The organism is Streptomyces sp. NBC_01176 (assembly GCF_045039825.1).
In the GTDB taxonomy this organism is placed as follows: Bacteria; Actinomycetota; Actinomycetes; order Streptomycetales; family Streptomycetaceae; genus Streptomyces.
In genome coordinates this window covers 991,860-1,010,777 of the sequence record NZ_CP108600.1, presented here as the reverse complement: position 1 = coordinate 1,010,777, position 18,918 = coordinate 991,860, and the positions used below count along the sequence as shown (strand labels likewise).

The window sequence follows — 18,918 nt, the reverse complement described above, 5'->3', positions numbered from 1 at the left end:
CATTGCCCGTTCCGGGCCGACCGGGGAACCCTTCAGCACACCTTGGTCCGGCTGCCACCGTTCGCAGCTCGTGGATGCGCACGATCCTCAAGAAGCTCGCCCAGGGCGGATCGGCCAGCCTGTTCTGATCGCCTGGCAATCGAACAGCGCCAGACTCTCCTGGCTCCGCAACCGGTTACTCAGCGTGCTCTCACCACACAACCTGAGCCAGAACCGAAACTCGCGAACAGAGCCACTCCGACCGAGTCGGCCATCGCAGAGCGGGAGGTGGCAGCTTCCAGGCTGTAGACCCGCGTAAGCCCGCAAGCCAGGGACGTTGTCAGTAGTGCCCTCTACCGTCAGGACATGACCAGCTGCTGTGACGGATGGCGACCCTCTGACCGGCCTGGACGATGTGCCCTGGGCCCAGCTGCAGCACTCCTACGGCATGGCCGACGACGTCCCCGGACACGAACGGCTATGACCCTCGGCCGGACCGCGCCTCCCTGACGGATATACGCGGCGAAGCCGACGACTGGGCTCAGTGGATCGACGAAGCGGCGGACGATGATCAGCGCAAACAGCGCGAGGGGAGCTGCGCGCAAGTGCTCATTGACGCCGAAGCGGTGGTGCGTTCGTATGACGCCGTCCGCGAAGCACTTCCCGCACTCGCCGTCCTGCTGACCTCGGACAGCCGTGAACTGCGGGCCAAAACGGCGAACCTGCTGGCGTGGTTCCCCGAGTCCGCGGCGACGTCGATTCCGCTCTTGAAGGCTTTCATCGCCGATGAAGACTCACCCGGCGCGGCGGCGACGGGAGTCGTCGCCCTCGGCCTGCTCGGCGAACCGGCGACCGTCCCCTTCATCCGGCGCTACCTGGACAGCCCGATCTTCGAGCTGCGTTGGGCCTCCGCCTTCGCATTGACGCGAATCGGCATCGCCGACCCGGCCGTCGTCCACGTGCTGACACAGGTCGTCGCCCGGCCGCCTGAGAAGACCGGGACCATGTCGTTCCTGAGCGGCTCCTACATGCGTCTCGCGGCGATGGTCCTGGCCGATACATCCGAAGCCACGATGCTCCGGGCGGTCGATGCCATGCTGGTCGGCCTGGCTGACTGTAGGGGCGTCGAGGCGTTCGACGACAGGTACTACACGGCGGAGACGCTGTTCAGGCTGGTTTTCCCGGACGATCCCGCCGAACCCCCGCAGTCCTCCGGCGACCTGAGCGACGTGCAGCAGCGTGTGGTGCGCTTCGTCGCCGACCAGGACGAGGCTGGCTGGCCATCCAGGGGGCTGGACGCTTTCCGTCGGTGGAAGGCGCCGACCAGGCACTTTGACCTTCGCGTCTACGCCGGGATTGTCCAGGCCGGCCAATAGGCCGGCGCCCGACGCGTCGCCATGCTCGCGCTGGCCTTCCTCGCCCGCCCCGTAGACCCAACCCGGGCCGCCCACAACCGCACCCCGATCGACCTGACCCTCTCCCAGATCCGCCGACTCATCGGCATGCTGCTCGTGCCTGGCGCAGGCACCACCCGGGCGTCGCCAGACGCAACCACTACCAGCGACGACTCGCCACCGAGACCACCACCTGATCACGAAGTGCGGCTGGAGTACTAGGGCCAAGCCGCGCACGCTCTCCGCGCGTGAGGCACTGGCACCGTGGCGAGAGGGAGCCGCAGGACGGAAGACGACGCTTAGGAAGGCCAGTGCGGATTCAGCGGGCCCATCCGGCACTTTCCGGTACGACGTCGCTGCTCGGCGGCGAGTCGCTCGGCCTTGCGGCGGACCCGTTCGCCGAACGTCTCAGGGTCGGTGGCGCTGTCGCCGGCCGTGGCCTCGGTCCAGGTGGTGCCCTCGCTCTCGACGTATGCGAACACGACCGCGCGCTCCGCGCGGGGGCGAGCCCGCGCAGTACGGTGTCGAGCCGTTCGTCTCGGGACACCCCACCCGCCTTGTGTGAGAGCAGGTCGATGTGGGTTGCGACCAGGTCGTACAGCGACATCCCGTCGCCGAGGTTCGCCTTGAGGGACAGCATCCGGCCGTGCCGGGTCAGGCGCCGCCACAAGGGCACCAGTTCGCCGGGGTGTCAGATGCGGCTCGGGGCGGGGGATTGGAGTGCGTGGCAGCTGACGCGGCGCTGACGGCCCGTGAGGGGCCGTCAGAGGTTGTGTGGGTGCCCGGAGGGTACCGACAACCCCTCACACACGCTCTGACAGTCCCTGACTCCCGTGTCGGTCCGGTCGGGTTGCGCCCGGAGGGCTCAACCCTTCCCGGATTCCGTGGGCTCCCGCCGACGGGTCTGCGAGGATGTCCGGCGGCGTCCGCACCGGGCCCCGCAGCGCTGCGCGGGTCCGGAAATGCGCAGGCGGCGACGGGCGGACGGGGTCGGGCCCGGCGGCGGGAGAGCGGAGTGGTGGGCGACGTGGCGGAGTACCCGGAGTACGTTGCCGCGGCGGTGTTCGCCGTGGGCGGCGTCGTCCATGCGGTGCTGGCGGCGCACCGGTTCTCCACCGCTGTCCTGTTCTGCCTCGCGGTGACGTCGGCCGGGCTCGGCGAGGCCGCCCGCAGTGCGGAGACTCACCCCACCGTCGTGACCGTACTCGTCGTCGCCGCCCTGCTCATGACCCTCACGCTGGGCCTGCTCCTGCTGGTCGACAGCATCGTCCTGGTCCGGCGCTACGGACCGCAGGCGTCCCTGCTGGCCACCGGCGCCGCCGGCTGCGCCCTGCTGGCGGTGCTCGCCCTCGACGCGGTCGTCCAGACTGCCGGGGGCGAGGTGGCGGGTGCCCTCATGGTGGCGGTGAACGCGGCCGCCGGATACCTCAGCCTGCTCTTCCTCGCCTTCACCGTCTACGTGTTCGTCCGGGGCCGCAGCACCCCGCCGCCGGAGACCACCCATGTCGTCGTCCTGGGCGCCGGGCTCAATGGCGACCGGCCCGGTCCGCTGCTCCGCCGCAGGCTGGAGCGGGCCCTCGCGGTCGACGACGCCGGCGCACCGGACGCAGACGGTGTGGTGTTCGTCGTCTCGGGCGGCCAGGGCGACGACGAGGTGCGCTCCGAGGCGGACGCCATGGCCGACTACCTGCGCGCACACGGGGTGGCTGCCGACCGGATCGTGCGGGAGGACCGCTCCGTGAACACCGGGCAGAACCTCCGCTTCAGCGCGGCTCTCATGGACCGCACCGCTTCCGGGCACCGTGCCACGGTGGTCACCAGCGGCTTCCACGTCTACCGCACGGCCCTGCTGGCCCGTCGCGCCGGCGTCCTTGTCCACGTCGTGGGGGCGCCGACCTCTCCCGCGTACTGGCTCTCCGCGACCCTGCGTGAGTTCGCCGCCGTCCTGTGGCTGGACCGGCTGCCCCTGATCGGGCTCAGCCTGCTGCTGGCGGTGCCTGTGGCGACAGCGGTCTTCCAGCGCTGAGCACCCGTCGCGCGTGCCGCCCCGGGCAGCAGGGTCGGCGTGGCTTCGCCAGCAACCCGCGCCCGCGCCGAACAGCGGGGGTAGCCGCTGGCTGGCGGAGCTTGCAGCGTTGAACGGACCGATGCGGGGTACCCTCGGGTACCCTGCGGCCTGCCCGTCCTCCGGTTAGTTGGCGGTGAGCTGCTTGAGGTCGACGGTGTCGCCGGCCGGCGGCTGTTCGGGCTCGATGGGCTTGCCGTAGTCGCTGAAGGTCGTCGACTCGGGCGCGGAGCCGCCGGTGGTGGTCACTTTGAGGATGTAGGGCTTGCCCTCGGAGGCCACGTACATCGTCAGGGTCTTGCCGCCCGCCTTCTTGGTGAGCTTCACCGCCGGGGTGCCGTCCACCGGCGTGGTGCCGTCCTTGGACATGCCCTTGCGCTCGGACTTGTCCTCGTCCAGGGCGGCCAGCAGGCCCTGCTTGTCGCACAGTCCGCTCAACTGGTCGTCCCCGGCGGGCATCTTCACCCGCTTGTCGGCCGTCTTGGACACCAGCTTGTCCGCGCCGGCCCGCTGCTTGAGGCTGTTCTGTCAGTACTTCTCGTCGCCCTTGAGGTATAGCGTCGCGCTCTTGTGCCGCACCTGCGCGGTCGCGCCCTGCTGCTTGACCGTGCCCTCGCAGTTCTTCTCGCTGTCGACCGCGATGTCGAGGGCCAGCGGCTCTCCCGCTTCCTGCCGGGGGCTGCCCCTGAGGTGCATCGAGTCGGCCTGCCGCGTGGCCTTGACCGCCCGAGCGGCCACCTCGTCCGCGGACTTCCCCTTGAACGCGTCGTCGTCCCCACCGGAACCGCCACAGGCAGTCAGGCCCCCCGGCACGACTGGCAGGGCGTCTCGGACGAAGCCGAGATGGAGGCCATCCGCAGGCGCGTCCCCGGAATGGCTCTCGCATGAACCCCATCGTCCGCTCCGGCGCCACTGCCCGCGCCGGAGCCCTCCTCGGCAGGCCGGTCACGGGTGAGTCCGCCCGGACATGTCTCTCGCGCCGGATCTCCTTCCAGTAGGGATCAGCGGTCGACCGCAGCCCACAGCGCCGTGTCTGTGCGGTTCAGGCGTCCGGGCATCTGCTTGGCGCTGTCGGGGACGACAGCCCGCACGAGCGCCAGGTCCCCGCTCTTGTCCACCGTCACCTTCGTACCGTCGTACGTCGGCGCCTCCTTCGCGACGATCGCTCTCAGCCGGCCTGCGGTCTTCGCCGCGGTCGCTGCGTCCTTGACCACGATGCACATCGCCTCGGTGTTCTTCGCCGCGGTGGCGGCCCGTTGGCCGAGGACCAAGAGCCGCACCGGTCCGGACGGGCGCAGTGCGGAGAAGTCGACGCGGTAGGCGTCGCCCACGCAGTCGGCGGCCCGCCGGTACTCCTTGATGTCGGCCAGCGTCTTGCCGTCCTCGGGATGGAGGGCCGACAGGTCGATGCCGCTCCTGGTGGAGTACGAGACCGAGTTCTTCGCGATCTCGTATGCCTGGTGGGGGTGTTGGGAGCTCGTCCAGGTCTCCCTGCCGTCCTTCTTGCTCTTCGTGTATCCGTTGGACTTCAGGGACGCGGTGACGGCCGACTGGTCGAACTTGCCCTCCCAGTGCCCCGCTCCCTGGAAGTCGATGGCGGTGTCGATCTGTTGCGCCGCCAGACTGTGGCCCCACGGGGGCGGAGTGTACGAGGTGAGCAGCGGGCTGGCCGGTCCCCGCACGAACGCGAAACGATCGGTGGCGCCCCGTGAGAGGCGGCGTGCCTCGGCGGCGTCCACGTAATTGACCATGTCCGTACGCGCGCTGCCGGCCACACTGCCCAGCCCCTGCAGGACTCCGGAGCCGTCGTCCGTCTTGTCCGCACTGGACGAGCAGCCGGTGAGGGCGAGCAGGAGGGCGGTGCTGAGCGCGAGGGCGGCTGATCTGGATCCGCGTCCGGTTGTGTACATGACGGATGAGCCTATAGGTCGCAATGGCGTGGTTCAGCGTGCCTACATCTTCGACCGCCGATCCGGAAGTGCCTTCTGCGGCGGGTGTGACGCCCGCGGTACTCCGGCGGTGACGAGCGCGTCCAGGAGGGCGTCTTGGCGTCAGGATTCGTTGCCGAACCGGGGAGAGGCGGTGTCAGCTCCTGGTGTTGTCCGCTGCTCGCACGTGAGTTGGGTCCGACGGGTGACGGACGGGCGTTGGCAGCTTCCAGCGGTACATGAGGGCCTGCGAGGCGCATCTGGCCGTGCGGCGGTCGTATCCCGTCGCTTCACTGATCTCATCGATCGCCTCGTTGAATCTCCGCTGCTGGATGAGCTCATGAGCTCGGTCCTGCGCAGATTTCGGGACGGTCAGCCCGAGACCACGAATGATGTCGCGATCCCAGTTCTGTCTGCGCGCACGCCTGATCCGCACCCACGCCGCCACGGACCAGATCATCGCATCTCCGAGAGCTCCCACGGGCTGCTCCACTCCCCGCGCGTGAGGATACGCGGAGCCGCGGTGGCTGGAAGAGGGCTCGTCCGGCCGTGCTGTCGGAGGCGGCTTGTATCCTGCACGCATTCGACGATCGGACGATCACGGGTACGGGCATGCGGGCACGGGGTGGGCGTCCAGGGGTGGGAGCGCGGGGATCTCGATGAGTGACGCACATCCGATACGAAGCCGCAGACCGGGCCTCTCGGTCGGCGCGCGCATCATCGCCGGGGTCGTCCTCGCCGTGATCGGGGCCCTCGGCGCCTGGCTCCAGTACGACGCCCCCGGCCGGAGTGCGCAGCCGCGTACGGAGTTCACCGCGAACAACCCGCCCGCCGGTCTGCCCACCGCGCTCACCACCGGCCAGCACCTCCACTGGTCCGGCTGCACCTCGCCGTCCACCGCGCGCACAGGCTACGACTGCGCCACCATGAAGGCCCCCCTCGACTACCGGAAAGCGGAGGGCAGGACGATCGACGTCGCCCTGATCCGCCGCAAGGCCACCGGCCCGAACGCCCGGCGCATCGGCTCGCTGGTCCTCAACTTCGGCGGCCCCGGCGTGTCCGGCGTGAGCGGACTGCCCGAACTCATCAACCAGTACGAGCCGCTCCTCGACCGCTACGACCTGGTCTCCTTCGACCCGCGCGGCGTCGGCGCGACCATCCCCGTGCGATGCGGGAAGACCGCGGACGACACCGGGTACGACGGGGCCGACGCCTGCGCCAAGCACTCCGGGGCGCTCCTCCCGTACATCGGCACCTCGCACACCGCGCGCGACCTCGACCTGATGCGCTACCTCCTCGGCGACGAGCGGCTGCACTACTTCGGCGTCTCGTACGGAACGGCGCTCGGCGCGGTCTACGCCCACCTGTACCCGTCGCACGTCGGACGGCTCGTCCTCGAAGCGTCCGTCGATCCGACCGAGGACAACGACGAGGAACAGGTATCGCAGGTCAAGGCGGTCCAAGCGGCGTTCGACCGGTTCGCCGCATACTGCGCGGCCCATATCCGCCACTGCCCGACCGGCGACGGGCCCGAGGAGGCCGCGCGGCGCATGGCGCGGCTGGCCGACCGCCTGGCGAAGAAGCCCGCCCCGGCCGGCGCCGGAAGGAACCTCGACGCCGACGACCTCGCGTACGCCGTCAGCGACCATCTCGACCTCGGCACGGACGGCTGGGCGCCGCTCGCCAAGGCCCTCACCGCGCTGATCGACCACAACGACGGCCGTCCGCTGAGCAAGGGCGCGGACGACATCGGCTCCGCCGACCGCGCGGCGACCCCGCGCGACAACAGCCGCGCCGCCCAGACCGCGATCATCTGCGCGGACTCCAGCCTGCGCCCCGGCTTCGAGCAACTCGACCGGGACGAGGCCCGCATCAAAGCCGCCTCACCCGTCTTCGGCGCGGCCTGGTCCACCGGCGTCTACCTCTGCTACGACTGGCCGTTCGACGGCGAGCGCGCCACGCTCCAGGTGAACGCCGACGGCGCGGCCCCCGTCCTGGTGGTCGGCGGCACCGGCGACCCGACCACTCCCTACTCCGGCGCCCGCCACATGGCCCGCGCCCTGGGCGACGGCGTCGGCGTCCTCCTGACGGCGGAGGAGGAGGGCCACGGCACCTACCCGCAGAACCGCTGCGTCGCGGGGACGGTCGACCACTACCTTCGCACGGGCCGCACCCCGGCCCCGGGGACGGTGTGCCGGGGCAGCATGTCCTGAGGCTCGTACGGATAGCGAGCCCTGACGCCGCTGTGACCCAGCTCCCACACGGGTGTGCTCTATGGCGTCCTTTGTCGGGAAGTCCGCGAGGTCAGCGGGGGAGAGGCCCAGAGGGGTCGGGTGCCGAGTTCGGCGATGTCCAAAGCGAGTTCGGCGCGTACATCGCATTGGCCCAGGAAAACCATGGCGGGTGAATCGGCGTGGGTCGTCCTTGTGGAACTACTTGGGCCTGACCCCGCGCGATATCAGCCCGGAAACGGACCGCGCCATCCCGGTCGACGTCCCAGCGCTCGGCACGGCAGCCGTCGCCCTCCATCTGCACTCCTCCACGACCGGAAGCGCGGTGGCGCAGGGGAGCTTGGGCGACGACTGACCTGCAGGCATCAGTACGGGGTCACCGAGGCCCGCCGCTGTACGGGTCGTTGCCCGTGGGGCGGGGGTACGTGATGGACGGTGTCCGTGGTGGAGAGACAGGCCGTGAGCACATCCCGGAATGCATCTTGACCACTGAGCAGGGTCCGACGTTGGTGGATGTGAAGCCGCATTGCCGGCCGTCGACCCCAGCGGTGGCGTTCACGTTCGCGTGGACCCGGCAGGCGGTCGAGTCGCGTGACGGACCCTCAGCGCCTCGTCTCGTACCTGGTCAGGATCACGCCGCCGGGAAGCGTTCGCGTCTCCACCAGGTTCAGGTTCACCCAGTTGTCCAGCGCGGTGAAGAACGGCGTGCCGCCGCCCACCAGGACCGGCGCGGTGGCCAGCACGTACTCGTCGATCAGCCCGGCCCGCATGGCCGCCCCGGCGAGCGTCGCGCCGCCGATGTCCACCGAGCCGCCGTCTTCGGCCTTGAGCCGGGTGATCTCGGCGACCGCGTCGCCGGTGACCAGGCGGGTGTTCCAGTCGACCTTGTCGACCGTCGAGGAGAACACCACCTTCGACATGTCCCGCCAGCGGCGCGCGAACTCGATCTCCGCCGGGGTGGCGTCGGGCTGCTGGTCGCCGGTCGGCCAGTAGGAGCTCATCGTCTGCCACAGCTTGCCCCCGTACAGCGACAGATCGGTCGCCTGCAACTGGTCGGACCAGAACTGGAACAGCTCGTCGCTCGGCACGCTCCAGCCGATGTCGTCGCCGGGCGCGGCGATGTAGCCGTCCAGAGTCAGGTTCATGCCGTAGATCAGTTTCCGCATGGCGCCGGCCTTCCGTGAGTCGGTCTCACGCGTACAGACCGGCGCGGCGCGGGAAACTCATCGGTGCGCGCCGAAGGGCGTCGGAGCCGAGGAGTTGGTATCGGTCCCGATCGGACCCGACCACCTGGTCGCGGTCGTGAGCAGCACGCACCCGTACGCGGGTCAGTCGTCGGTGGACGTGGATCGGCTGCGGCGACAACCGCTGATCGTGGCGCCGGGGGACGAAGAGCCTGCCGTAGTCACCGGGCTACGGACCCTCCTGGGCAAGGACTTCCCGGCGCTCTCCGGCGCGACCGTCGCGAGGGACATCCACATCAGATCGGCCTCGTCGCCTGCGGGGTGGGCGTCGGCCTGGGACCCTCTCGCGTGCTGACGGCCCGACGACGGGGCTCGTGGTTCTGCGAGGTGACCCCGCGCACGCCTCTGCCCGATCTGGCCTGTCCTTCAGCGCCCGGGACCGTTCCCCGCCACTGAACGCCATCGAAGACATCTACGTGACGGACACCGGGTTGACCTTGGGATCGCCTCCCGCCCCTGCGGAGGCCGTCCAGGAGACTGAGCTTTTTGACGTCCTTACGTCCTCAAACGGCGTCTCCTGACCCCCGTCGTCACCTGGGAGTCATGTACGCCGTTGCCCATGCATGGGAGTCCTGCGGTCACAGGGCGTGAACGGCCGTCGTTTTCCGGAACCGAGGCGATCAAGATGCTGTGACTATCCGCCACGGGTCGGGGCCGCAACATCCACCACCTCGGTACCGACGCTCGGGACTGGCTCCATCTGATCGACGGCATCTGCGTCGGCGACAGAACCATCCGGAGATGGCCGGTCCCGGGAGCTGCCTGGGGGTGGGGTGGCCGGAGAACGCCCTTTTGCAAGGCTTTCTTCCCTTTAGATGACTATTGTCGGTGTATATCTTGCGCACGGGAGGCCCCTCGGCCGACTCCGGCACAGGCTGGAGCCCGCCGGGTGCGTGGTAACTGAGGGTGTGGCCGGTGTCCAGGAAGGGCGGTGACGTTGTGGTGTCTCCTGCGTCGGGCTCCGCACGGGACTGGAAGGAGATGGCCGCCCTCTTCCGGCAGCTGGTGACGGACACCGACGCCTCGAGCGCCATGCTGTTCCTCCTCCTCCCCAAGGAGCCTGTCCTGCAGTTGTCGATGCTGTACGGCACGTCCTGGACCGTTCTCTCCTCCTGGGCACGGATCCACGTGGAAGAGGCGATCCCGGCTGCCGAGGCGACGCGCGAGAGGCGCCTGGTCTGGGTCGGCGACTCCGAGGAGCTTGCCCTGCACTATCCCCGGCTCGCTCTCATGGTTCCCGAGCACGCCGTGGCGGCCGCCCCGATCTTCTCCGGTGAGGTCGTACAGGGTGCGGTCTGCCTGCTGTGGCCGCCCTCGCACCCCGTGCACCTCAGCCCGGCGGAGGAGGCGGCGATCGAGACGTACTGCGGCCGAGCAGGCCCGTTGCTGGAGCGCTCGACGCGACGCGGACATCCGTTGCTGTCCGGGAAGCGCCCCATGGTATTGGCAGCGCAACGGTCCCGCACCCCGGATCGGGCCGAAGCGCTGGCCGCTCATGACTACGCCATGCGCCTGCCGGGGGCGATGTCCCTGGATCTGGAAGGCCGGATCACCTTCGTCAGCGATGCGGCGAGCGATCTGCTCGGAGTGGGCACCGCCGACCTGCTGGGTGCGCGACCGTGGGAGCGTCTGTGGTGGCTCGGTGGTCCCGACTTCGAGGAACGGTTCCGTGCCACGGTCATCGGCCACCGGCCCGCTCACTTCACCGTCAGACCCGCACCCGATGTGTGCCTGTCCTTCGAGCTCTACCCCGACCCCTCAGGTGTCAGCATCCACATGGCGGCCCTTCCCCAGACGTCACCGGCCGGTCAGCGCAGGCACATCCTGCCTTTCGTGGAGCCGACCGAGATCAAGCCGTTCCACCAGTTGATGCACCTGGCGGCAAGCCTCACGGAGACGGTGCGGGTGAGCGATGTCGCCGACACCATCGCCAACCAGTTCCTGCCGGCCTTCGGTGCCACGGGCCTGGTGCTGATGACCGCGTCCGAAGGACGACTGCGGATCGTCGGTCACCGCGGCTACAGCACGGCCTTCCTGTCCCTCTTCGACGGCCGCTCCCTGACCTCCGACAATCCGCCCGCGAAGGCTCTGACCGGCAACAGCCCCCTGTTCTTCGCCAGTTTCGCCGAGTTCCAGCAGAAATACCCGGAGGCTGTCCGGTACGGCAGCAAGAACGCGTGGGCGTTTCTGCCGCTGGTCATCCGCGGTCGACCGGTGGGAATTCTCGTCCTGTCCTTCGACCGGCCCCGTCGGTTTCCGTCGACGGAGCGCAATCTCCTGATCTCGGTGGCCGGACTGGTCGCGCAGGCCCTGGACAGGGCCTGCCTGCACGAGGCCAGGGACGATCTCGCCCGCACCCTGCAGACCGGTCTGCTGCCGCAACGACTCCCCGCCGTTCCCGGCCTTCGGGCCGCCGCCCGCTACCTGCCCGCGGCTCACGGCATGGACATCGGAGGCGACTTCTACGATCTCATCCGCTGCGGCACCGCCTCTGCCACAGCGGTCATCGGCGACGTCCAGGGCCACAACGTCGGGGCCGCGGCCGTGATGGGCCAGCTGCGCACCGCCGTTCACACCCACGCCGCGTTGGGGCTGCGTCCGGACGACCTCCTGGCGCGTACCAATCAGGTGATGTGCGACTTCGATCCCGGTCTCTTCGCCAGCTGTCTCTGCGTCCAGCTCGATCTGGTCCGGCGCCGGGCCCTCCTGGCCACGGCCGGACACCTTCCCCCTCTCCTGCGCCATCCTGACGGCCGTACGGAGGCCCTCGCACTGCCGCCGGGACTGCTGCTCGGTATCGTCGCGGACGCCGACTACCCGGCAGTGGACATTCCGTTGTCCTCGGGCCTCACTCTGGCGCTCTACACCGACGGGCTCGTCGAAGCACCGGGCATCGACATCGACGATGCCATCGGCGCCCTCGCCGACCGAATGGCTCATGCTCCGAACGATGACGTCGAAGGTCTCACCGAAACCCTCCTCGGCGACGCCTCGCACAACCCGCGTACTGACGACATCGCCATGCTGCTGGTCCGCGTCACGAACTGATCCACGACCGCCGACGAGCCCCTCCGTCGTGGTACCCACTGAGACTCGTCGCGTGGCCGGGCAGAGCCCATGCTTCTGCCTGAAGCGGACGGGCTCGCTTCGCAGCCCTGGCACCCCCACGCTTCTACCGCAGGGCAGCCGCAAGCACAGGAAAATCATGGCCGGATGAATGCTTTTGGTGGCGAAACCGCACTTCTCGTTGCGGCACCAACGGGATGGCGCACCATTGAAGTAGACGCCGCCCACGGCGTCGCACCTTCCGATCCGGAAGGCCGCGTTACGCTTCATCATGGCTGCAAAGAGGGCGGAACAGGCAGGGTTCGATGGCGTTTCGGTGCACGGTGCTTCGGATGGATGTCTCGGAATTCATGTCCCCCTTGCTGAACGACCGCACAGACAAGTACGGCGGCATCACGGAGAACCGGGGCCCGTCTCGGCATAGAGGTGATCGAAGGAATTCGCCGGGCGTGTGGCCGCGATTTCCGGATCGGCCGGCGCTTGTCGGTCGAGCGCTACGGGCTGCTCCTGGAGGAACTACGTGACATCACGGCCGAGGTTCTCGATCGAGAGCTGATCGACTACCTCGACCTGGCCCTGTGGGAGTCTGCCCAGATCGTTCAAGATGGAGCGATTTAGGGGCAGACCGTGCGCAACTGCTGGAAGAGGGGTGAGACTTTGTCGCGATCGGCCGGGCAGGCATTCTTCAGCGAGACTTTCCGTGGCAAGTACAGGAAAACCCCCTGCACGAGAGCCCGAAGCTTCCGGTGACGGCGCAGTACCTGCGCTCGGGCGGATTGAGCGAGCGCTTTATCAACCACCTGCAGAGATGGCAGACCTTCATCTACTGAACCGGCGTGGGGACCAACCCCTCTGGCGACCTGTTTCACGGTCCCTGACCAAGGAGCCGTCGTCACGAGGCCAGTGACGAGCGTGGCAGGACGCCGATGAATGCACACCGCTCCAGCAGTTACCGCATCGAAGACCGGTCGACGCAAGGATCGTGGACATGAGCATGGATCCAGCAAAGAACGCTGACATCAACTTCTATTTCGACCCCGTCTGTCCGTTCGCGTGGATGACGAGCAAGTGGATCCGGATCGTCCAGGCGCAGCGCGACTACACCGTCGACTGGCGATTCATCTCACTGCGGCTCATCAACTCGCACATCGACTACGACACCCACTTCCCCGAGGAGTACCACGCCCAGCACACCGCGGGCCTGCGACTGCTGCGGGTGGCGTCGGCGGCGCGGGAGAGGCACGGCCGCGAGTCGATCGGTCCGCTCTACGCGGCCTTCGGCGCGCGCATCATGGAGATCGGACCCGACGAGGGCCGGGTTCCCGGCTGGCAAGGCGCCCCCGACCTCGTCGTCGAGGCCCTCGCCGAGGCCGACCTGCCGATCTCGCTCGTCGACGCACTGGACGACACGACCCGCGACGTCGGGATCCAGGCCGAGTCCGACGAGGCGCTGTCGCTGACGGGCAGGGACGTCGGCACGCCGATCGTGCACTTCGAACCGCCCGAGGGCGTCGCCTTCTTCGGGCCGGTGATCAGCCGGCTGCCCGGCGAGGAACAGGCGGGGGTGTTGTGGGATCACGTCATCGGCCTTGCCCGGTTCCCCGGCTTCGCCGAGCTCAAGCGCAGCCTGCGCGAGCGTCCTCAGCTGCCGTCGTTCGCCGTCACAGCACAGGAGACCGGCAGGACCGATGACTGGCACGCACGAAGCCGAAGGCTCAAGAAGTAGCTCAGCCGGGGCGCACCTTCGTCGGCTGAAGGGCGTTGCTCAGGGCCCTGTTCGGGCAGGCCGGAGGGGGTGAGCGGCTCGTGTGTTCACGAGGCGAGGGCGAGGTTGTGCAGGTGGGCGACGGCCTGGACGGCGTGTTGGAGGCCGTCCCCGCGCTGTCGGCAGTCGCTCGCGCAGGACCATGTGGTTCTTCATCCGGCCGATGACGGGTTCCGCACGCTGTACACCGCGGTGGCCGGCAGGCGTCGCCGGCCGCCGCACGTCGACCGCTCCCTGCGGCTCAGCCCGTTGGGCTGTCGGGTTCGGTCGGACGGTTACGGGTTTGGTAATTCCAGTAGGCGAGGATGCGGTGGTCCTCTTGCTGTGGCATCTCGCCGAAGCCAGGAGGAAGCTCGCCGACGCGTTCCCAGGCGTACTCCGTGCGCGGATCGTCACGGCGCGCGAGGGCGTAGACGATCTCCAGGCGCAGGAGCTGGTCTTCTTCGTCGAGCAGGGCGACGAGGGCGTCCGTGACAGCGTCCGTCCGGTCGTCGGAGTAGCCGAGGGACATGGCGGCACGGGCCCGGACATGGAAGTCGGTGTCCCGGATGAGGGCCAGCAGGGCCTCGCGGAACTCTGGGGTGAGGGTGCGGCCGCCCATGGTGGCGGCGATGGAACGCCGAACGTCGGGGTCGGGATCCCGCGACAGGGCGAGCAGGGTGGCGGTGGCAGCTTCGGTGAGCGGGGGCTCTTGCAGCATCAAGCTGGACACCTGGCTGCGCACGCGCGGGTCGGGGTGATCGGCGTGTCGGAGACCGATGGCCTCCTGGTCGGGGTGGTCCTCGTCGGCGTAGACATCCAGGACCCTGGCGAGCACCATGCTGTCCGGTTCGTCTCGCACCCAGGCGGCGAGGAAGTCGGCGTCCTGGGCGACGTCCTGGCGGTGGGTGAACCACGTCCTGGAATTCCGGGACGACACGACGTCGGCGAGGAAGAGGCGGTGGACGGGATCGGGGTGGTGCTGCAGGGTTTTCAGCTCGGACCAGACCTGCGGGCCTCGGCGTTCGCCGAGGACGAAGCGGGCCGTGGACCAGTTGTTGTGCAGCCCGTCCGAGTACGGGACGGCTCGTGCCACAAGCTCCGCCACGGGCGGGAGGATGCCGAATCTCCACTCCAGCCAGGTGAGGATGCCGTTGTGGCCGGCCCGGACGGTGAGCCCGCCGAGGGAGACCTCCTCGACCTCGGTGTGCTGTTCCGTGACGAGACGCCGGACGACCGGGCCTGACGCTTCCGTGCGCCGGCGGAGTTCCTTCTCCTCGCCTGTGTCGATCCAGTACCGGGCGAGGTCGAGCAGCCGCTTACGGGCGCCCTCGGTCAGCCGCACCTGTGGGTCGTCGCCCAGTACAGCGTCGACCAGTGCGGGAGAGCCGAGATCGACGGCCCGCAGGAGTGGAGTCGTGCCGTCCGGCAGATCGTGGTCGGGATCGGCGCCGCCGTCTGTCAGTGCCTTGGCGGTCTCGTAGTCGAATCCGGCCACGGCGGCGCAGAGCAACGGGAGACCATCCGGGCCCGGCGTCCGCGGATCGGCGCCCTGATCGAGAAGAGCTTTGACCGCGTCGGTGTCCTTCGCGAGTACGGCTGCCATGAGCCGGTCGGTCAGCTCGTGTTGTGGTGCCGACATCTGCCCCCCAGGTGATCCTCAGTCGGCACGGTATCCGAGTTGGCGGCGCCGATCGTCAGCGCCCTGCCACCTACTGTTCCGCCACCGGTAGCTGTCCATTCTCCGGAGCGGGCGCTGCCGGAGAGGCTGAGACGACGGCGACCGTCGGCTGTGAACCCGCGGCCGTGTGTCACGCTCGGGGGGTGCCCCTATTGTCTTTGGTCAAGGTGGATGGGTGCTGGTTCGGGCGTCTGGAACGATGTGCCTGTGGATGCCTGTGGATGCCTGTGGATGCCGGTGATCAGGTGGGCGAGGGTGTCTCTGCGGAGCTCGCGGCGTTTCTCCGGAACGCTGCCGACGGCCGTCCGTTGGCGATCGTTCCTTCTGTCTGCGGCGGGTGTGGCGGGCGCGTTTTTTGCGTGCTCGTCGACGATGTCGAGGGCGGAGCCGAGCGAGTGTGCGTTGGTTGCGGTGGCCGAGCGTTCATCGCTGATACCGAGGAGTTCTGGGAGGACGCGGATCCTGGCGAGGCGGTTTGTCCGTGCGGGGGCGAGGAGTTTGAGACGGCAGTCGCGTTCTCGCTCACCGGCGACGGGTCGGTCCGCTGGGTGACCGTTGGGCTTCGGTGCCAGAAGGACGGCGCCGCAGGGATCTATGCCGACTGGAAGATCGATTACGGGCCCACGGATCACCTCCTGACCATGGGGGGGACATTTACTGGCTCCTGCGGAGTTGGCCGGCGGGCGGGGGCGTGTCGCCAGTCGCCGGATTGCCAGGATGTCGACTGTTGATGGCGCGTAGTGGCTTCCGAGTCCTTGGGGCCGGAGTCGTACATGCCGGTACAGGAGAGCCGCCAGATCGTGTGACCAGCCCATTCGCCGCCACGGAGCTCTTCCCGCCTGCTTCTGTTCGGGTTTCGTTGGTGGGAAAGTGCGCGGGCAGAGGTGAAGCTCCTGGCAGATGAGTTGTCGACCAAGATCAACCTATCGGCACGGAGCTTCATGTGCTTGTCCGCGCATCACGCGTCCGGTTTAGTCCGAGGAGGCCTCGATATTCAGGCTCCAGGTCTGAAGCCATTCACGTACCTGTGAACATATTTCGTCCAGGCCCGCTGCGGCCGAGTACTCGGCGGGGACCTGATCGGGGCTGTCGACGACCAGCAGGCGTGCTCGTAGGGCCGGTGTACGTCCGGGCTCGTACCACACGCGAAGGACGAGGACTCCCGTGTGAGCGTCTGAGACAGCCATGAGCTCAGTGTTCCGGACTGACGCCACCGTGCCGTCACGGCCGAGTGCGCATGGCGTGGACCGCGCTTTCCATGCGACGGCGTAGCGGGGGTGAGGTGAGGGCTCCAGTCCGAGTTCGGTGCGGAGGAGGTGTCGCAGTTCGTCGAAATGCCGGATGGCTTCGCCGGTGTTCCCCTCGGCGAGGGATCACGAGACGGGCGGCCGTGTGCTTGGACAATGCCCGTAGGTACAGCCGTGAAAGCGAAACCGCACTCGTCCTGCAGCGCAGTCTCCTGCCCAGACACATGCCCGAGCTGGCTGCGGCGCAGGTAGCGAGCCGATACATTCCGGCGGGCCACGGCGCTGGCGTGGGCGGCGACTGGTTCGACGTGATATCGCTGTCCGGGGCCCACGTGTCTCTGGTTGTGGGTGATGTGGTCGGGCACGGGCTGCATGCCTCCGCCACCATGGCCCGACTCCGTGGGGCTGTGCGCACGCTCGCCGACATCGACCTGCAACCCGATGAACTCCTCACGCACGTTGACGACGTCGTTCTTCGGCTCAATACCGACGGCGAACCCGCAGACGAGGACAAGGGTGGTCTCGATACGGAGGAGGACGCCAGAGGGGAGGTGGGAGCAACTTGTCTGTGCGCCATCTATGACCCCGTCACGGGCCGCTGCGCGCTCGCGAGCGCGGGTCATCTTCCGCCGGCCAGCGTCACACCGGCTCATCATGCCGAGATCATCGACGTTCCCCGTCCACCGCTTCGAAGGGCAGACTTCCCAGACCAAGGGGAGGCCCCGGGCCGCTGAGTATTCCGGAGGCTTCATTGGAAGCGCGGTGCCGGAACGTTCTCAGCGCGCTGGGCGACGGTCAGCCCACCGACGACGTGGCCCTGCTCATCGCACGCACTCGGGTCCTGGACACCGACCACGTTGTCACCTGGGACCTGCCCAAGGACCCCGCCACCGTCGCCGGCACCCGTGAATACGTGTCCAGCCAGCTCGCCGCTTGGGGACTTGACGACGCGATCTTCACGACCGAACTCATAGTCAGCGAGCTGGTGACCAACGCCATCCGCTATGCACAGTCTCCGATCCAACTCCGCCTCATCCTTGAGGAGAGCAATCTGATCTGCGAGGTTCTGGACGGCAGTACCACGACCCCGCACCTGCGACGGGCTCGCACCTTCGACGAAGGCGGTCGTGGCCTGTTCATCGTCGCGCAGCTCGCCAACCGCTGGGGCACGCGACACAGCCGTCACGGCAAGACCATCTGGGCGGAACTGCCCACGGGAGCTGACCTGAGCCTTTCCGCCTAGAAGAGCGTCTTGTATCGCCGCGATTGTTGGGTCCGAGGTTCAGGTGTCGCGCCGGTTCTCAGCGGGGCTCAGGAGAACTCGCGGATGTCGCGCGTACGGTGCCGAGTCGGCAGACGGCCGGCGACTATGTCCCGAACTTTGTCCAATGCCCTTCGGAGACGACCTCGACAGCGCCGTCGACGACCTTGATGGCCGTCTGTTCGTCGATGGCGTAGGCCGGGACGCCAATGTCAGCTGCCCACCGCTGCGCATCAGCCAGCATGTTCTTCGGCCACGCGTCCAGGTGCGGGAAGATCGAGAAGTCGACGACTCCCAGGGTGCGGTCGTCCGGTGCCGACGGCCACTCGGCGAAGTATTCTCCGATCCGCGGCGTCATCACCATGCTTCCGGCACTCACCCCCACCCAGACCATGTCGGACAGCGAAGGCAGCAGATCGGCCAGCCCGGACTCCCGCATCCAATGGCACAGGTAGGTGGCGTCGCCGCCATCGACCAGAAGCACGTCGGCGGCCCGGATCCAGGGGATCCACCGCTCCGGTCCAATGGTGGGCAGTGCGGTGAGCTCGATGACACCGAGCGATGCCCAGCCCAGGCCGGACATGTGCTGCCACGTGGGCTCGGCGGCTACGAAGCCCCGCACCGACGCCGGACCGCACATCGGGTGTCCCCACTGCGCTGTCGGGATGCAGAGAGCGTGGCACTCGGAGACCGGTTTGCCGAGAAGCTGCACGAGCGCCGAGTGGATGCTTGGGTTCGTGACGCCACCTGACGTGAGCAAGAGCTTCAAAGTGCCTCCAGATTCGCGAGCGGGAGATGCCTGTGGTGGTGAAGACCCGGGACAGTGCTCGAACTCATCGTCGTTGGGGCCACCTTCTACGAAGGCCCGACGAACAGCGGGCTTCGGCGCGTGTCATCCGCCAGCCAATCCCCGGGCAGGAAGGCGGTGTCGTCGGCCGCGCGCACGCTGACCGCGGCTTGGCAGTTCTCGCCCTCTTGCCCCACGCGCCGCAGTAGTGCCGGTAGCCCTGGCCGACACCGTTCCGCACTTGGGAAACGGCACATCGTCAACTACCCACACCTCAGGGCGGGTCACCTC

At 68.4% G+C, this 18,918-nt stretch carries 15 protein-coding genes and 3 pseudogenes; 9 read left to right on the top strand and 9 right to left on the bottom strand.

Translation table 11 applies throughout. The annotated features are described in order from the left end of the window. Positions 1 to 584 precede the first annotated feature (584 nt). Positions 585 to 1,355, top strand: coding sequence for a HEAT repeat domain-containing protein (locus tag OG199_RS04015; RefSeq protein WP_356798789.1), 771 nt, complete (start codon positions 585 to 587; stop codon positions 1,353 to 1,355). Positions 1,356 to 1,672: 317 nt separating this feature from the next. Here OG199_RS04015 and OG199_RS04010 read toward each other — a convergent pair whose 3' ends face one another. Then, positions 1,673 to 1,855, bottom strand: coding sequence for a hypothetical protein (locus tag OG199_RS04010; RefSeq protein ID WP_405827984.1), 183 nt, complete (start codon positions 1,853 to 1,855; stop codon positions 1,673 to 1,675). Between the two features lie 533 nt (positions 1,856 to 2,388). Here OG199_RS04010 and OG199_RS04005 point away from each other — a divergent pair. After that, the gene (locus OG199_RS04005) at positions 2,389 to 3,399 is read left to right on the top strand and encodes a YdcF family protein (RefSeq protein WP_405827982.1); all 1,011 of its coding nucleotides are present in this window, start codon (positions 2,389 to 2,391) and stop codon (positions 3,397 to 3,399) included. 165 nt (positions 3,400 to 3,564) lie between these two features. Here the strand turns inward: OG199_RS04005 and OG199_RS04000 are convergent, their stop codons facing one another. The 3 genes from OG199_RS04000 to OG199_RS03990 all read right to left on the bottom strand — a co-directional run bounded on the left by OG199_RS04000 (position 3,565) and on the right by OG199_RS03990 (position 5,348). Then, positions 3,565 to 3,927 (bottom strand): hypothetical protein, encoded by a 363-nt coding sequence (locus OG199_RS04000; RefSeq protein ID WP_405827980.1) that lies wholly within the window; start codon positions 3,925 to 3,927, stop codon positions 3,565 to 3,567. Between the two features lie 39 nt (positions 3,928 to 3,966). Next, on the bottom strand, positions 3,967 to 4,251 hold the full coding sequence (locus tag OG199_RS03995) for a hypothetical protein (protein ID WP_405827978.1): 285 nt from the start codon (positions 4,249 to 4,251) through the stop codon (positions 3,967 to 3,969). Between the two features lie 188 nt (positions 4,252 to 4,439). After that, positions 4,440 to 5,348 (bottom strand): hypothetical protein, encoded by a 909-nt coding sequence (locus OG199_RS03990; protein WP_405827976.1) that lies wholly within the window; start codon positions 5,346 to 5,348, stop codon positions 4,440 to 4,442. 677 nt (positions 5,349 to 6,025) lie between these two features. Between OG199_RS03990 and OG199_RS03985 the strand changes: the two genes are divergently transcribed. After that, positions 6,026 to 7,579: an alpha/beta hydrolase gene (locus OG199_RS03985; RefSeq protein ID WP_356798801.1), complete on the top strand. Its 1,554-nt coding sequence runs from the start codon at positions 6,026 to 6,028 to the stop codon at positions 7,577 to 7,579. A 620-nt stretch (positions 7,580 to 8,199) separates the two neighbouring features. On the opposite strand, the gene OG199_RS03980 is transcribed toward OG199_RS03985, so the two are convergent. Then, a complete protein-coding gene (locus OG199_RS03980) occupies positions 8,200 to 8,763 on the bottom strand; it encodes a dihydrofolate reductase family protein (protein WP_405827974.1) in 564 nt (187 codons plus the stop codon). A gap of 70 nt (positions 8,764 to 8,833) precedes the next feature. Here OG199_RS03980 and OG199_RS03975 point away from each other — a divergent pair. The 4 genes and pseudogenes from OG199_RS03975 to OG199_RS03960 all read left to right on the top strand — a co-directional run. Next, positions 8,834 to 9,362 (top strand): annotated as a pseudogene (locus OG199_RS03975) (LysR substrate-binding domain-containing protein); the annotation flags it as partial. Between the two features lie 460 nt (positions 9,363 to 9,822). Then, positions 9,823 to 11,889 (top strand): SpoIIE family protein phosphatase, encoded by a 2,067-nt coding sequence (locus OG199_RS03970; RefSeq protein ID WP_405827972.1) that lies wholly within the window; start codon positions 9,823 to 9,825, stop codon positions 11,887 to 11,889. A 444-nt stretch (positions 11,890 to 12,333) separates the two neighbouring features. Next, positions 12,334 to 12,525, top strand: a complete 192-nt coding sequence (locus OG199_RS03965) for a hypothetical protein (protein WP_405827970.1) — start codon at positions 12,334 to 12,336, stop codon at positions 12,523 to 12,525. Positions 12,526 to 12,895: 370 nt separating this feature from the next. Next, positions 12,896 to 13,633, top strand: a complete 738-nt coding sequence (locus OG199_RS03960) for a hypothetical protein (protein WP_405827968.1) — start codon at positions 12,896 to 12,898, stop codon at positions 13,631 to 13,633. A gap of 86 nt (positions 13,634 to 13,719) precedes the next feature. Here the strand turns inward: OG199_RS03960 and OG199_RS03955 are convergent. Together OG199_RS03955 and OG199_RS03950 are read right to left on the bottom strand one after the other, a co-directional pair. Continuing rightward, positions 13,720 to 13,873, bottom strand: a pseudogene (locus OG199_RS03955) (IS5/IS1182 family transposase); the annotation flags it as partial. A 40-nt stretch (positions 13,874 to 13,913) separates the two neighbouring features. Beyond that, positions 13,914 to 15,293 (bottom strand): HEAT repeat domain-containing protein, encoded by a 1,380-nt coding sequence (locus OG199_RS03950; RefSeq protein WP_405827967.1) that lies wholly within the window; start codon positions 15,291 to 15,293, stop codon positions 13,914 to 13,916. Positions 15,294 to 15,553: 260 nt separating this feature from the next. On the opposite strand from OG199_RS03950, the gene OG199_RS03945 reads away from it, so the two are divergent. Further along, positions 15,554 to 16,063, top strand: coding sequence for a hypothetical protein (locus tag OG199_RS03945; protein ID WP_405827965.1), 510 nt, complete (start codon positions 15,554 to 15,556; stop codon positions 16,061 to 16,063). A gap of 641 nt (positions 16,064 to 16,704) precedes the next feature. Then, positions 16,705 to 17,822 (top strand): annotated as a pseudogene (locus tag OG199_RS03940) (SpoIIE family protein phosphatase); the annotation flags it as partial. A 124-nt stretch (positions 17,823 to 17,946) separates the two neighbouring features. Here the strand turns inward: OG199_RS03940 and OG199_RS03935 are convergent. Together OG199_RS03935 and OG199_RS03930 are read right to left on the bottom strand one after the other, a co-directional pair. Continuing rightward, the gene (locus tag OG199_RS03935; RefSeq protein ID WP_356808589.1) at positions 17,947 to 18,609 is read right to left on the bottom strand and encodes a Type 1 glutamine amidotransferase-like domain-containing protein; all 663 of its coding nucleotides are present in this window, start codon (positions 18,607 to 18,609) and stop codon (positions 17,947 to 17,949) included. 123 nt (positions 18,610 to 18,732) lie between these two features. Further along, a complete protein-coding gene (locus OG199_RS03930; RefSeq protein ID WP_405827963.1) occupies positions 18,733 to 18,915 on the bottom strand; it encodes a hypothetical protein in 183 nt (60 codons plus the stop codon). Positions 18,916 to 18,918 lie beyond the last annotated feature (3 nt).